This is a genomic window from Brucella sp. BE17, from assembly GCF_039545455.1.
Taxonomy (GTDB): domain Bacteria; phylum Pseudomonadota; class Alphaproteobacteria; order Rhizobiales; family Rhizobiaceae; genus Brucella.
Genome location: NZ_CP154467.1, coordinates 1,751,009 through 1,763,845 on the forward strand (window position 1 = coordinate 1,751,009; position 12,837 = coordinate 1,763,845).

A 12,837-nucleotide genomic window follows, 5' to 3' on the forward strand; every position below is an offset into this window, starting at 1 on the left:
GTCTCTGCTCCATTTACGGGTATCAGCGCAAAGCCGACGGTTGTTGACCGAGCGCAGCTAAATCGAAAATTTGTATGCGGGCGGTGGGACAGGATCGCGTGCGTTAAACAACACATTCCAGGACACTTGCTGCCTGTTTAGGCTGGATGTTCCCGCCTGTTCTCGTTCAGCTAGTATTTCGGAAGCTCTAGCTGGTTATAGGCTTTGACGGAGGTCTCACTGGCCGCTCCTAGAGTTTCCCCGTTTGCTGAGCGGATTAACATCTCGTCACGTTGTTCAATTTCTTCAGGTGTGCGGGGAAGGAAAAAGGAATGACTTCCTTGACCGGTCGCCAAGGCTTGGTTGGCTTCCACGTAAGGGCGAATGGTTTTCTCATAAGCCATAAAACCCTCGACAGGGTCAAAATGGGAGGCAAGCTCGCCGGCGAGAACATAGGCACCCACAAGTGCAAGGCTCGTGCCTTGCCCAGACAGAAACGATGGCGCGTAAGCTGCGTCTCCGACTAAACCAACTCGCCCCTTTGCCCAATTACTCATTCGGATCTGGCTGACGGAATCGAAGTAAAGATCATCCGCATTGGACATTGCATTGAGCAATTTAGGTACCTGCCACCCGCTTTCTGCATAAACCGCTTCTGTAAGCCGTCTCTGTTCGATCAGATCACGCGATAATGCTGGACCAGGATTTTCTGTTGCAAAGATTAGGAAAGCGAAAACGTCATGGCTTTCTCGTACTGCGATCATGCCAGCGGCGCGACCCGGTTCTGCGTAGGTGATTGCCTCGTGCGCCAGCCGCAGGTCATTTGGCATCGTGAAAAGATTGAAGCAGTAGCCCAAATAATGGCTGAACTTATCCTCTGGCCCGAATGCTAGTTGACGTGTGCGGGAATGAAGGCCGTCCGCACCGATAACGACATCGTATTTCTCTCTTACTCCATCTTCGAAAAGCACACTAACGCTTGCACCGTCATCATCGAGTGCTTCAATGGAGTTTCTGAAACGGCAAGTAACGCGGCTTTCTTTGACGAAACCATAAATAAGACCGGTGAGCGCCCCGCGAGGAAGTTCGACGTCGCGTTCTATTTCGTTCCCCATGACGACGTAGGGCGGAATGGTACCGATTACCTGTCCATGACCGTTGACGAACGTCATGGAGCGGGAGTCTATGTGCTCCGACCTAACCTGCGGCGCGAGGCTCATTTTCTCAAGAACGCCAATCGCCGTCCCACGCACGTCAATGGGGTATCCCCCACTACGTACAGTTGATGCCCTCTCGACTAGAGTGACGTCAAATCCAAATCGGTCAAGCCAGTACGCTGTCGTCAGACCAGCCACGCTTGCTCCCGAAATTAGTACTCTTCGTGGAAAGTTCTCACGTTTTGACATACGAGTATCTCCTGCTTATAAGATACACGTCGCATCCTATTTCGAAAGAGTCAAGATGCGCTCCGCATCTTATTTGAGGGAAAAATGAGCGCTAAAGCCCAGAGAAGACGTGGTCCGGAGTTGGACGAAGCGATTTTAGATGCCGTTTGGCATGAAATAATAACCAAGGGATATGGTGGTTTGACATTAGATTCCGCTGCAAGCCGCGCGGGTACAAGCCGACCAGTTATTCACCGGCGTTGGAAGAGCCGTAGTGAACTCGTCGTCGCTGCTCTTGCTCGCTACGTGGCCCGCAACCCTATTAATGTGACGGATCAAGGCAGTGTCCGCAGCGAGATGATATCGCTTCTTCAGGGGCTGTCAGAAAGAGCACAACCGCATCTGATTCGGATCCTTTTCGATATGCGAGAGGATCTCCTGAAAGACAATATTCACCTGGCAGACCTTCCAGGAAGAATTGGCGAGCAAGGATTAGTGGCTGACATATTAGCGCGAGGGGCGCAACGCGGCGAAATTGATCCATCGCGGATCACGCCCCGTATAATTTCCCTACCGACTGACTTGGCACGCCACGATATGCTAATGACGCTCAGACCTCTTTCTGACACAAGCATCAAGGAAATCATAGACGAGGTCTTCTTGCCCTTAGTTCTCCGAACATCGAAATAGTTGGAACTTCCGCCACGTTCGCCTGGAGCGCTAATAATTGTGCAAAGCTAAATCGTACCACTGCCGAAAAGAACGGTCCACAACGTCGTCATCATCGATGATTGGCGACGAAACTGTCGCTTAGGACATCCGTGAACGTCGTTTATCGTTCTCAAAGGGGGCGCCAACTTATCCAATAATAGCCGGGCTAGATGGCCTTCATGGTCGCTTGCTCACTACGGCCTCATCATCTGAGATGAGTATTTCAACTGTTGCCGTCATACCCGCTGCGAGTTCAACACCGGACGGCACCTTTTCGATATGGATGCGCACAGGGATGCGCTGGGCAAGCCGCACCCAGGAAAATGTCGCCGCTACATTGGGGAGGCCGAGATGACCGGGCGCATCGTTGCTGTTGTCGATCCCCCGACCGAGGCTTTCGACATGACCAGTGACTGGCTGATCAAAACCCAACAGCATGATCCGTGCCGGGTCGCCAACTCGGATCTGGCCGATCTTCGTCTCCTCGAAATAGCCGGTGATCCAGAAGCTGGCGGCGTCGAGGACGGCGACCTTCGTCACGCCAGCGGTCGCGTAGTCGCCGGGCCTAAGCCTGAGGTTGGTGATATAGCCGTCGACCGGCGCGCGGACAGTCGATCGGGCGAGGTCAAGCCTGGCTAGATCAAGCGCCGCCATCGCTGACTGATAGGCGGCGCCGGCGACCGCAGCCGCGCCACTCGATTGCTGGGACGCCTCTTGGGAGACAACGTCCTTGAGCTGGCTATGCCGCCGCGCCGTCGCCTGACGAACGATCATATCCTGGCGTTTCGCTTCAACTTCAGCCTCAGCCAACGACACTGCCAACCTTAGCCGCTCGGGGTCGATCTCGTAAAGAATGTCGCCCCGACGCACATTCTGATTATCAACCACGGAAACTGCGCTGACCGTGCCGGAGACTTCCGGCGCGATCTGCACGACATCGACCCCAACCCGTCCGTCGCGGGTCCAAGGCGTTCGCTCGTAATGGTACCACGCCTTCAGCGCGATAAAGGCGGAGACGGCGACGAGGCAAAGAGTCAGGGCATAACGCCCAAGCAGGGATAAAACAGGTTTCAAGGCAGGAGTCCGATCGATGGCAGGTACTGCACGAGCAGACCGTAGATGATGACAAAGGTGGCGAGTTCGGCCAGTGGCCGATAAGCGAAACGGCGATTGAGACCGGTGACGGCAAACAGGCGGAGCACCGCCATGGTGGCAATCAGCGCGATAAACGCGAGCACCACCAGGCCAGGGACGAGGACGCCTCCGACATTGAGATCAACGATCATCGGCCATAATCCTCTTGTCTGCTTGAGAGCCAAGCGCGAACTGCAGGTCGATGAGCAGATCGACAATCTCCAGGCGGTTCCTGAGCACGCTGCCTGCGATCTTCTCGATCAGGCTCTCGATCCGCTGATCGAGGTCGAGAAGGCCGGTCGTCTTTGGCGGCTTCCCGCCAATGAAGCGCTTGGCGATGACTGATAGAAGCTCTCTCAGTTCGACGCCGACCTCACCCTTGATCTGTGGGATCGTCTTGCGAAGCTGTCCGACGACATGCCCGATACGAAGATGGTGGAGCGTATCGTCGAGCACATCTGGATACGCTTTGCCGGTCAGCCGCAACCTAGGCAGCAACAAAGCTGTCCGATCGATCATCAGGCTTGTCCAGCGCGCTTCGTTGGGTGCAGCGCCAAGCGCGCGTCGGCCAACGTCTCGGCGGCTCAAGCGGAGCAAGCGGTTGATCGCTCCATCGACCGGCACGGTCTGGAACAGGGACATGCTCACCGCACCGAAGCCGACCGCTGCAAACAGCGCGATCACACTGTTGAGTGAAGTGGCGAAGTCACCTGTATAATTGGGACCGAGAGCCGAGAGGATTGGAATGGTCAGCGTGATGCCGAGCGCCATGAAGGTCGTCGGCAGGCGTGCCTGGAGGGAACCAGCGAACAGGAAGGCCGGCGCAAGCACCGCGACAAGAACCCGAAATTCCGTGACCTGGGGCAGGATGATGAAGCTGTAGACTAGGCTGATTATGACCCCGTAGATTGAGCCGACGATATATTTGACGACAAAGGGCACAGGCGCATCGAAATTGCCGAACAGGGTACAGCAGACGCCAAGAATGGAGACGGCCATTCCACCCTCCGGCCAGGCCGTCCAGATCCAGAAGGCACAGCCGATGAGAATGCCGATGATCGCGCCGAACGCGGTGCGCCCCGCCATCCAAGGATCGCGGTGATAGACATAGCCTTTCGCCCGCTTCGGCCCACGAAGCGGCGTGGCATCGCGCAATCGCCCCGTGGCTGCGATGTTCCGCTCCAGCCTGTCGCAGTCCTGTAGAAGACCGACCAATTCGGCGAGATGACCTGCCAGGTTGGCTGCAAGCCTATCGCAGGGCATCGTAGCATCGGCGCCAAAGCGCTTCTGGACTGATCTTGCCTGCGCGATCAGTTGGGCTGCTGCAGCCTCCCGGTCTTCCGTCGCGCCCCTTGCGGCCCAGGCACCGATTTCACCGACCAAGGCGATCAACTCACCGGGCGCATCGCCGTCGCCTAAGCGAACGGCCTCAATCCGGTCTTCGATCTCGGCTGCGAGCCACAGCAAACGGGCAAGCCGGTCATGGATAAGTTGCAGTATCTGGCGTGGCGGTGTTGGCGCCGGATCATAGGGTAGATGCGTGGCAAGCCCCTGGATTGCTAACAGGTCCGTTGCGAGTTGGTGGCGGTCGCGACGGCTTTCTCCCGGCGTTCCACTTAGTGCATCGCCCGCAAGACGACGGGCTGCCCGCAAAGTGGCCGACAACTTGCCGGTGAACTGGCCGGTCATGCGTTGAGGCAGGATGTAGCGATGGATTAGGACCGCGCACAGGATCCCGATCGAGATTTCCTGGACGCGCACCGACGCCGTCTCGAAAACCGCGCTTGGATCGAGCACGCTCGGGAACCCGATCAGGCTCGCGGTATAGCCAGCAAGAACAAAGGCATAAGCGCGTGGTGTACGATCGAGCAGCGAGAAAAAAAGGCAAAGGCCGATCCAGCCCGCAAGCACGAGGCTACATAGCATCGGATCGTTCACGAAATTCGGGACGATCGCGACCGTCGCTATCGCGCCGAAGAAAGTCCCGGCCAAGCGATAGACACCACGGCTGAGCGACGCTCCGGCAGACGTCTGCGAGACAATGTAGACGGTAATGATCGCCCAGAACGGCTTGGGAAGCCCGATCCGCAGAGAAACATAGTAGGCCAGCATCGCTGCGGCAAAGCTTTTCGCTGAAAACAGGATCGCATCCGCATCCGCCTTTATGGCGGGCGTGCGCAGGAAGCTCGTTCCAGCTTTAAACCGGGCTGCAACGGTCTCAATCGAAGGGATGTTTATGGGATGGGCGGTGTTCATGCCGCCAGTTGTGATCGATTTGCAAAAGTAAATAAATTCGGTATTGTGACATAAAATACCTAAACCTGGCCATTCTGATGCCTTTGCTGCGATCTGCCGTTTCTGTTTTCGATCCTGACCTCACCCATCTGCCCGCTGTCGCCCACAAGCTCGATTTCGCGGACCATGAGGCGGAAATCCCTTTGCATGTGCATCGGAAAGGCCAGTTGATCCTCGCATTGCACGGCGCCGTCACCTGCATTGCGGGCAACGAGATCTGGATCGTACCCCCCAACTGCGGGGTCTGGATTCCCGGCGGTGTGCCCCACAGCGCCCGCGCAACCGCGAACGCCCGGCTCAACTATCTATTCGTGGACCCGGGCGCGGCGAACCTGCCTGGAAACAGTTGCACGCTGTCGGTTTCCCCGATGATCCGCGAGATGGTCGATCGGCTTGTTGGCGAGGGTGCGGACTATCTCGCCGACAGCCATGCCGCCCGCATCGCGCGGGTGATCCTCGACGAACTCGCGCAGATGCCGCATGAGCGGCTCAACCTGCCGATCTCCAACCATCCGAAAATACGGGCGATGGCAGAAGCTCTCACGATCGAGCCTTCAGATCGCAGTACGCTGAGTGATTGGGCAAAGCGGCTTGCAATGAGCGACCGGTCACTGGCCCGCCTGCTGATCCGCGAGACGGGACTGACGTTCGGGCGCTGGCGGCAGCAGCTTCACCTCGTCGTCGCGCTGCGCGAACTGGCCAGCGGAGAAACGGTGCAGAATGTCGCCGTAGAACTGGGATACGAGTCGGTCAACGCGTTCATAACGATGTTCAAGAAGGCCTTGGGCAGCACGCCAGCGCAGTATTTTTCGCGCCGAGGCACATCACCACATCCAGCTTGACGCTGCGAGTCTTCGACGATGATGTGGCAACATGCTCGCTTGGCTCGCAGCCATATTACGCGTGCATACGGCAGCCAGCACCGTCTACAGTTCGGATGACAAGCGTCCGTCACGTTGCGGCTCGCGGATAAATCGTTCAACCAGTTCATCCGTCCATTCCACATATTCCACGTGGAGGCCATCGGCATGGCGGGCATAGAGCATCCGCCCTGTAGGAACGTCAACGATTGGCTGGGTGATAGTTGCTCCGCACGCAAGCAGCTCGGCTTCAATTGCCTTGATATCACGCACTATTACGGGACCATGGCTGTCTCGAATTGGTGCCAGTGATTGCTCTGTTCCCGCAACGACGAACATATCCCCAACGCCGGCCAAATCCCATTCACCGAAGCGGAACCGCACATGTGCTTTGCGACCGTGAAGCCGTTCGAGGGTGACCAGCGTTGCATCGCAGTCTGCCGAAAACATCCGTGCATAGGTTTTGAGGATCATGTCACACCTTATTTATTGATCACTACATATCTAAACTCGTTGACTTGTCGCGGTCAACGGTTATTTAGTGATCGATATGAAACAGGAAGCGAATAAAGGTGGCCGCCCTCGCAGCTTCGATCGTGACGGTGCAATTGCGACAGCATTGCATCTCTTCTGGAGGCACGGTTACGAGGGAGTCTCGCTTGCCATGCTCACAGAAGCGATTGGTATAGCGCCTCCCAGTCTCTATGCCGCGTTCGGAAGCAAAACCGGGCTATATCGCGAGGCTCTGGATCGCTACTCGGCGATGACAGAATTCACGCTTTCCCGTAGTGAAGACGAAGCCCTGACCCTCGACGAAGCCCTTAGGCATCTGTTCGATCAAGCCATCGAGAGAGTGACGGGGGAGCAGGGCGAACGCGGATGCATGGTTTCAATAGGATTGCTTTTCTGCCACCCAGATCACGTTCAACTGTGCGACGAGCTTGCTACCCGCCGACACGATATGGCAGAACGCCTTGAGAATGACCTTCGGCATTGGCTGCCACCAGCTCGTTGCCGCGAGGCTGCGCGCTTCCTCTGCGCTGTTCTGCAAGGGATTGCCGTTCAGGCCAAGGACGGAGCGACCGCGCACGATCTTCGCGCCACGGCAGATATCGGGCGGGCGGCAGTTACGGCGATGATTGCGGCGTAACCAACGATGAGGGGTGAGGATCTCGAGGCATTACGTCACGACGCGAACCGTCGTTATACGTGAGCTGTTTGGGCTCTTGTCCGCGATTGGCCGCTTTTCGATTTCCTAACGTCAGTGCCTACTTCTGCCACCTCGACAAACTTCGCAAAAGTGCTTCGCTTACTTGCCGCCGGTGACGTCGAGGAATGTACCGGTAATGAAGGAGGCCTCGTCGCTCGCCAGCCACACTATCGCGCGAGCGACTTCTTCCGGCTGCCCGCCTCTTCCCATGGGGATTGTGTCCTTGACCCTATCCACCCGTCCAGGCTCTCCGCCACTCGCATGCATCTCGGTGTAGATGTGGCCGGGACGAACGCAGCAGACGCGTATTCCTTCCCGCGCAACTTCCTTGGAGAAGCCGATGGTGAATGTTTCGAGGGCGCCCTTCGAGGCGGCGTAATCGACATATTCGTTTGGACTGCCGAGTCGGGCCGATGCAGACGAGATGTTGATTACGACGCCGCCCCTCCCGTTGGAGCGTGTGGACATCCGCTTGGCTGCCTGTTGGGCGCACAGCATCGGGCCGATCGCGTTGACCGCGAACATCCGTTGCATGCGCTCGAAGCTGATATTTTCCAGCCGTGATTGCTGCGCAATGATCCCCGCATTGTTGACCAGCACATCGATCCGGCCAAATTCCCGGTCGATCGTGGAGAAAAGCTGGGTGATCTGCTCGGGATCGGCACTGTCTGCCCGCACGGCCAAAGCCTTGCGCCCGGCGGCTTCCACATCGGCTGTGACCGCATGAGCGGCGGCCTCATTGGAAACAAAAGTAATGACGACATCATAGCCTTTAGCCGCGGCAAGCCGCGCTGTCGCAGCACCCACGCCACGGCTTCCTCCAGTTATCAACATCAGGGGTGTCTGCGAAACGGTATTCATTTTCTTGCCTTCCTTAGGTGATTGGGTGAGGACGGTCAGGAGCCGGCCGGTTTTTTGATTCGGGCTGCGGACCTTCGCAGATGGGGTCCTAACGCCAGTACGAGTGGAATGATCAAGACAGCGGTGGCGGCCGCCGCAAGAACACCGATTGTCCGACTGCTGTGATCAGCAATGGTGCCATATAAGATTGGGGCGAGGCCACCGGAGCCGATAACGCTCGTATAGAAGATCGCGAAAGCCCGACCTGTATCGCCGTCCGAAAGTTCAGGCACGGTGCCGTAGAGCACCGTCGATGTGCCGTTGAGAACAATGCCGAGCAGCGGCAGCAAGATGAGCGTCAAGGGAAGTGGCGTGAACAGTGTCGCGAGAATCAGAGAGGCTGTCGTGGCCTCGGCTATCATCACGGTCCTTACGACGCCCAGCCTTTCTCCAAGGCCGCCGAATACTGCTTTCCCGAACGCGCCACCCAAAAACAGTAGCGCAAGAGCGACACCGACCGTCGGTAGGCCACCACCGCGTGCCTGAACAAGAAAGGGAAGAAACAGCAGATACCCCATGCGGGTTGCGGTATCGAAGCCGCCAATCACCGTCAGAATACGAAAGCCGCTGCGTTGATGGCTGATCGTGGCCTGCCGTCTACCTTCCGTGGAGGAGGAAACGGTGGGAACCAGCCGAACCAAAGTAAAGATCAGAGCGATCCCGAGCATCGCCATCAATCCGACCACTGGTTGCCAGGTCAGAACCGTCAGCAGCAGCGCAGTGGACGCTGGCAACACGGCCTTGCCCAGATCGCCCGCGAAATTATAGATACCGAGAGGGCGTCGCGCGGCATCCCCATAGCTTTCGGCGACAAGCATGGAAGCACGCGGATGCTGAATGCTCGACCCAATACCGGCCACGACGAGGCCGACGCAAAGTCCCGCCAGTCCCAATGGCAGAGCCATGATCACCAGGCCGGCTGCTGCGATAGCTGTCGAGAGGACTAGCGCGGCGCGCGGTGACCAGCGGCGAAGAAGCCGATCGGCAGGCAGTTGAAGACCGCCCATGGTCGCGTAATAAAGGGCACGCATAACGGCAAGTGCCGCATAGGAAAGCCCGAACTGCGCCTGCCATATCGGCATGAAGGCATAGAGGGCGTCCGTGTAACCATCATGCAGGGCATGTGTGAGACTGGCTCCGACAAGGCTACGCTTTTGAGTGTTCCATCGACTGCTGCGGCTCATCTCTAAGTATTCTGCCCAGAATGCTGTTTGCCTTGCCACGTCTGGCTATGTCCTCATTCGACGGTATACGTGTGAGCTTTCATCGACTAGTATGATTTTTCTCACGAATATCGTTCGCTTTTCTCACGGATACAGGATGCGCCGTCTTCCGCCCTTGAACGCCCTGCGTATATTCGAAGTCGCTGCCCGGACGGGGAGCTATGCCGAGGCTGGAGCTGAACTCGGCCTCACCCATGGCGCAGTGAGCCGACAGATCGCCGCATTGGAAGGCTGGCTGGGTCAGAAGCTGTTCGTGCGGGAAGGACGCCGGATGGTCGCAACACCAACGGCGAAAATCTTCGCCGCGGAGGTCGGCCTATCATTCAGTCGCTTGGCTGTAGCAGCAGAGGCCTGTGGGCGCCCGAACGCGCGCCGCATCCTGCGCGTCAGCGCCCCAACCAGCCTGGCGATGCGCTGGCTCATCCCTCGGCTTGGGAGCTACAACGCCAATCACCCGCAGGTCGAAGTCGTCGTTACGACCGTGTCCTGTGTTCAGGAAGAATTGCGCGGCGGCGTGGATCTCTCGATCCGGCGCGGTGTGGTTAGGGAAGATATATGGCCCCAGCACCATGTCGTTCCGCTGCTCGACGACGTGGATACGTTGATCATGAGCCCCGCGTTATTTGCTGAGCGCCCGATCCTCAAGCCCATGGACATTGAGGTGCATACGCTGCTTGCCAGCGAAACGCGTCCCGGCGACTGGATGAACTGGCTTGAAGCCGCGGGCCTCCAGCATCTGACCGGATTGCCTCGACAGACATTTGACCACTTCTTCGTGGCGCGCCAGGCGGTGGAAGACGGGCTTGGTATCGGGATCGGTCCGCTTCCCATGCTGGATATCGACATTGCCAGCGGAAGATTGATGACTCCGCTTCCCGACATCCGGGTGCCGAGGACCGGCTATGTCGCTGTCATCCCCCGTCAGGCCGATTCTGGAAATCTGGTTCGCGGCTTTGTTGACTGGCTACTCGACGAAGCGCGCGGTGAAAACATTCGCGACGGAGACAGTTGTCAAGCAGCGGAATAGCAGTGCCTACAAACCCAGCCCCAGCTGCCGCCCCAACTGCCACGACACCGATCCGCCCTGCACGACGCCCGCGACTTGGCGGCCGAGTTGAGGGTCGATGACCGACCGCCATGGAACAAGCGTGAACTCGTGGGATTTTTCAACGATGGCGAACTTTCCGCTCGATAGCTGGACCGTCCCCGTGAACTTGCCGCTGATCTTCTCGCCGTCCGCCGTCGCCCGGAACGGCAATCCCTTGCTTCCGGCCATTTCCGCACCGACGCGGGCCACCTCGCGCTCGCGCAGCGTGGCGAGAAGGTTGCGCCGGTAGAAGATACGGCCATTCTGCTGGCGGGTGGCGTCGCCCTGTTCGATATGATGGTCGCGGCGCTGATCCATGGCCTCGCGCACCTGCTGGCCGAATCCGGCCGGAGCGAGATCCGATGCGTCGTTGGCGAGCATCCGCCGGTCGAGCCAGGTCGCGCCGTCCGCCCCGATTTGTTTCTCCAGATCGAAGGCCGAGAGGACACGGATGCTGGCCTGACGGTTGCGGCCGGCATCATAGGCTACGGCGCGGCTCTCGAAGTCTTCAGGGATACGCCATTGGTCGGCGTCGATCCGCTCGGCGATGCCGACGCGGCGTAGCGCCTCCAGTCGGCGCTCATGGGCATCGACATAGCCCTTATAGTCGCCGCCCGGAATGCGGCCCTCGAACTTCGCCTGTTCGAGGTGGCGGCTGGGTCGATAGATACCATTCTCCGAGATCGCAGCGATGGTGCGATCAGAGGGACGTTGCCCCGTGTCGGCGGGACCGACTTCGACGATGCTGCCGATCCGCGCATCCTCGACGCGGGCCGGGTCGATCCCCGGAACATGATGCGTCCGGCCGTCGATCCCGTCCACCACGAGCGTCAGGTTCTCACCCATCTCGTCGGTCAGATACTTGTCAACGACGCGGCCGACGATAGGTGCCGCCGGTGCTGCATCGTGAATCTGGAAGGTCATCGGGTCACGCTCCAGGCCGTCGGCCTTCAGCGCCTTGTGCATGTTGCGGATGATGTCGCCGCGCTCGCCGAGTTCGCGCAGCGCTGGTTCCATCTTCGCGCCAAGCTCCCAGACGCCGGGCCCATGCTCCGTGGCCAGCCCCATCTTCTCCAGCTTGACGAGGCGGCGCAGGCGCAGGGTTCGGCTGAACTGGCGGCGCGGATCGTCGGGTTCATGGCGCAGGTCGAGGAACCGTTCCTCAGCCTCCTCGGCCATGGCACGGTCGATGCGTGTGAAGCGGTCCTGATCGATTTCGGCGGACAGTTTGCGGCTCTGCTCGATCTCGGTCACCGGGCCGAGTTCCAGAATGGTCAGTTCGCTCGCCCGCTCGCGAATGCCATTGGCGAGATAGTCGCCATTGATGACCAGGTTTTCGCCCAGCTCGTCCTTCCCCCGGACGATGACATGCACATGGGGATGGCCGGTGTTGTAATGATTGACGGCGACCCAATCGAGCTTCGTACCAAGGTCGGCCTCGACGCGGCTCATCAGATCGCGGGTGTGCTCGGTGAGATCTGAAAGATCGGCGGCATCTTCGGGCGAAACGATGAAGCGAAACTGGTGGCGATCATCCTTGCCGCGATCGAGGAAGGCATCTCCATCGGCGCGGTCCTCGGTGGCGGAATAAAGCTGACCGCGCTCGCCATCGCGCGAGGTTCCGTCTCGCTGGATATAGCGCAGATGGGCAGCCCCTTTGCCGTTCTTCCCCGCGCTCTGGACATAACGGGTTTTGACGACGACGCGGCGCATTCCAGATGTACTGTGACGCCAACCGCCCGACAGGGTTCGGGCGCGGACGAAGGCCGCACCCCGGCCGCGCTTCACGCCCGGACCTTTGCCAGCCCGCGACGTCTTTCCGCCCTTTCCGGCCGAACCAGATGGAGGCGACGAGGACGTCCGAGATGCTAATGATGATGATCTGCCGGAACTGTTGCTATGCTGACGCGCCAGTTTCTTCGCCTGCGTCAGAAAGCTCTTCGCCTTGCCCGCTTTCGGCACGTCGGATTTGATCCGACCTGGCCTGGGGCGAAAGGGGTTCTCGTCGTCGGTGCTCATGAGCGTATTCCATGTCGTTTAGGCACGCAAACGG

12 protein-coding genes are annotated in these 12,837 nt (G+C 58.7%); 4 read left to right on the forward strand and 8 right to left on the reverse strand.

Features of this window, described 5'->3' with window-relative positions:
• Positions 1 to 170: 170 nt before the first annotated feature.
• Positions 171 to 1,385 carry an FAD-dependent monooxygenase gene (locus AAIB41_RS08475; protein WP_112161660.1) on the reverse strand — a complete coding sequence of 405 codons (1,215 nt, stop codon included), beginning with the start codon at positions 1,383 to 1,385 and terminating at the stop codon, positions 171 to 173.
• A gap of 84 nt (positions 1,386 to 1,469) precedes the next feature.
• On the opposite strand from AAIB41_RS08475, the gene AAIB41_RS08480 reads away from it, so the two are divergent.
• Positions 1,470 to 2,054 carry a TetR/AcrR family transcriptional regulator gene (locus tag AAIB41_RS08480; protein ID WP_343312869.1) on the forward strand — a complete coding sequence of 195 codons (585 nt, stop codon included), beginning with the start codon at positions 1,470 to 1,472 and terminating at the stop codon, positions 2,052 to 2,054.
• Between the two features lie 198 nt (positions 2,055 to 2,252).
• Here AAIB41_RS08480 and AAIB41_RS08485 read toward each other — a convergent pair whose 3' ends face one another.
• Genes AAIB41_RS08485 through AAIB41_RS08495 form a run of 3 tightly spaced genes read right to left on the reverse strand, consistent with a single transcriptional unit; the run spans position 2,253 to position 5,465 of the window.
• Positions 2,253 to 3,149 (reverse strand): efflux RND transporter periplasmic adaptor subunit, encoded by an 897-nt coding sequence (locus AAIB41_RS08485; RefSeq protein WP_343312870.1) that lies wholly within the window; start codon positions 3,147 to 3,149, stop codon positions 2,253 to 2,255.
• Positions 3,146 to 3,361 carry a DUF1656 domain-containing protein gene (locus tag AAIB41_RS08490; RefSeq protein ID WP_343312871.1) on the reverse strand — a complete coding sequence of 72 codons (216 nt, stop codon included), beginning with the start codon at positions 3,359 to 3,361 and terminating at the stop codon, positions 3,146 to 3,148. Before AAIB41_RS08490 ends, AAIB41_RS08485 begins: the two co-directional genes overlap by 4 nt.
• A complete protein-coding gene (locus tag AAIB41_RS08495) occupies positions 3,351 to 5,465 on the reverse strand; it encodes an FUSC family protein (RefSeq protein ID WP_343312872.1) in 2,115 nt (704 codons plus the stop codon). The genes AAIB41_RS08490 and AAIB41_RS08495 overlap by 11 nt, the downstream gene beginning before the upstream one ends.
• Before the next feature lie 77 nt (positions 5,466 to 5,542).
• Here AAIB41_RS08495 and AAIB41_RS08500 point away from each other — a divergent pair, with 77 nt between their 5' ends.
• Complete coding sequence (locus AAIB41_RS08500; RefSeq protein ID WP_343312873.1) at positions 5,543 to 6,346, forward strand: helix-turn-helix transcriptional regulator; 804 nt, start codon at positions 5,543 to 5,545, stop codon at positions 6,344 to 6,346.
• A gap of 84 nt (positions 6,347 to 6,430) precedes the next feature.
• Here AAIB41_RS08500 and AAIB41_RS08505 read toward each other — a convergent pair whose 3' ends face one another.
• Complete coding sequence (locus tag AAIB41_RS08505; RefSeq protein WP_343312874.1) at positions 6,431 to 6,838, reverse strand: hypothetical protein; 408 nt, start codon at positions 6,836 to 6,838, stop codon at positions 6,431 to 6,433.
• Positions 6,839 to 6,914: 76 nt separating this feature from the next.
• Between AAIB41_RS08505 and AAIB41_RS08510 the strand changes: the two genes are divergently transcribed.
• Entirely contained in the window at positions 6,915 to 7,514 is a 600-nt protein-coding gene (locus tag AAIB41_RS08510; protein WP_112974348.1) for a TetR/AcrR family transcriptional regulator, read from the forward strand.
• Between the two features lie 159 nt (positions 7,515 to 7,673).
• Here AAIB41_RS08510 and AAIB41_RS08515 read toward each other — a convergent pair whose 3' ends face one another.
• Together AAIB41_RS08515 and AAIB41_RS08520 are read right to left on the reverse strand one after the other, a co-directional pair.
• Entirely contained in the window at positions 7,674 to 8,435 is a 762-nt protein-coding gene (locus AAIB41_RS08515) for a glucose 1-dehydrogenase (protein ID WP_112974347.1), read from the reverse strand.
• A 35-nt stretch (positions 8,436 to 8,470) separates the two neighbouring features.
• Positions 8,471 to 9,658 (reverse strand): MFS transporter, encoded by a 1,188-nt coding sequence (locus tag AAIB41_RS08520; RefSeq protein ID WP_112974346.1) that lies wholly within the window; start codon positions 9,656 to 9,658, stop codon positions 8,471 to 8,473.
• Between the two features lie 136 nt (positions 9,659 to 9,794).
• Here AAIB41_RS08520 and AAIB41_RS08525 point away from each other — a divergent pair, with 136 nt between their 5' ends.
• A complete protein-coding gene (locus AAIB41_RS08525) occupies positions 9,795 to 10,724 on the forward strand; it encodes a LysR substrate-binding domain-containing protein (RefSeq protein WP_343312877.1) in 930 nt (309 codons plus the stop codon).
• Positions 10,725 to 10,730: 6 nt separating this feature from the next.
• Here AAIB41_RS08525 and AAIB41_RS08530 read toward each other — a convergent pair whose 3' ends face one another.
• Positions 10,731 to 12,803 carry a DUF3363 domain-containing protein gene (locus AAIB41_RS08530; RefSeq protein ID WP_343312878.1) on the reverse strand — a complete coding sequence of 691 codons (2,073 nt, stop codon included), beginning with the start codon at positions 12,801 to 12,803 and terminating at the stop codon, positions 10,731 to 10,733.
• Between the last annotated feature and the right edge of the window lie 34 nt (positions 12,804 to 12,837).

Bases quoted from the DNA above. Each gene is read 5' to 3' on its own strand.
- AAIB41_RS08475 (WP_112161660.1), bottom strand. From the start codon at position 1,385: ATGTCAAAACGTGAGAACTTTCCACGAAGAGTACTAATTTCGGGAGCA.
- AAIB41_RS08480 (WP_343312869.1), top strand. From the start codon at position 1,470: ATGAGCGCTAAAGCCCAGAGAAGACGTGGTCCGGAGTTGGACGAAGCG.
- AAIB41_RS08490 (WP_343312871.1), bottom strand. From the start codon at position 3,361: ATGATCGTTGATCTCAATGTCGGAGGCGTCCTCGTCCCTGGCCTGGTG.
- AAIB41_RS08495 (WP_343312872.1), bottom strand. From the start codon at position 5,465: ATGAACACCGCCCATCCCATAAACATCCCTTCGATTGAGACCGTTGCA.
- AAIB41_RS08500 (WP_343312873.1), top strand. From the start codon at position 5,543: ATGCCTTTGCTGCGATCTGCCGTTTCTGTTTTCGATCCTGACCTCACC.
- AAIB41_RS08505 (WP_343312874.1), bottom strand. From the start codon at position 6,838: ATGATCCTCAAAACCTATGCACGGATGTTTTCGGCAGACTGCGATGCA.
- AAIB41_RS08510 (WP_112974348.1), top strand. From the start codon at position 6,915: ATGAAACAGGAAGCGAATAAAGGTGGCCGCCCTCGCAGCTTCGATCGT.
- AAIB41_RS08515 (WP_112974347.1), bottom strand. From the start codon at position 8,435: ATGAATACCGTTTCGCAGACACCCCTGATGTTGATAACTGGAGGAAGC.
- AAIB41_RS08520 (WP_112974346.1), bottom strand. From the start codon at position 9,658: ATGAGCCGCAGCAGTCGATGGAACACTCAAAAGCGTAGCCTTGTCGGA.
- AAIB41_RS08525 (WP_343312877.1), top strand. From the start codon at position 9,795: ATGCGCCGTCTTCCGCCCTTGAACGCCCTGCGTATATTCGAAGTCGCT.
- AAIB41_RS08530 (WP_343312878.1), bottom strand. From the start codon at position 12,803: ATGAGCACCGACGACGAGAACCCCTTTCGCCCCAGGCCAGGTCGGATC.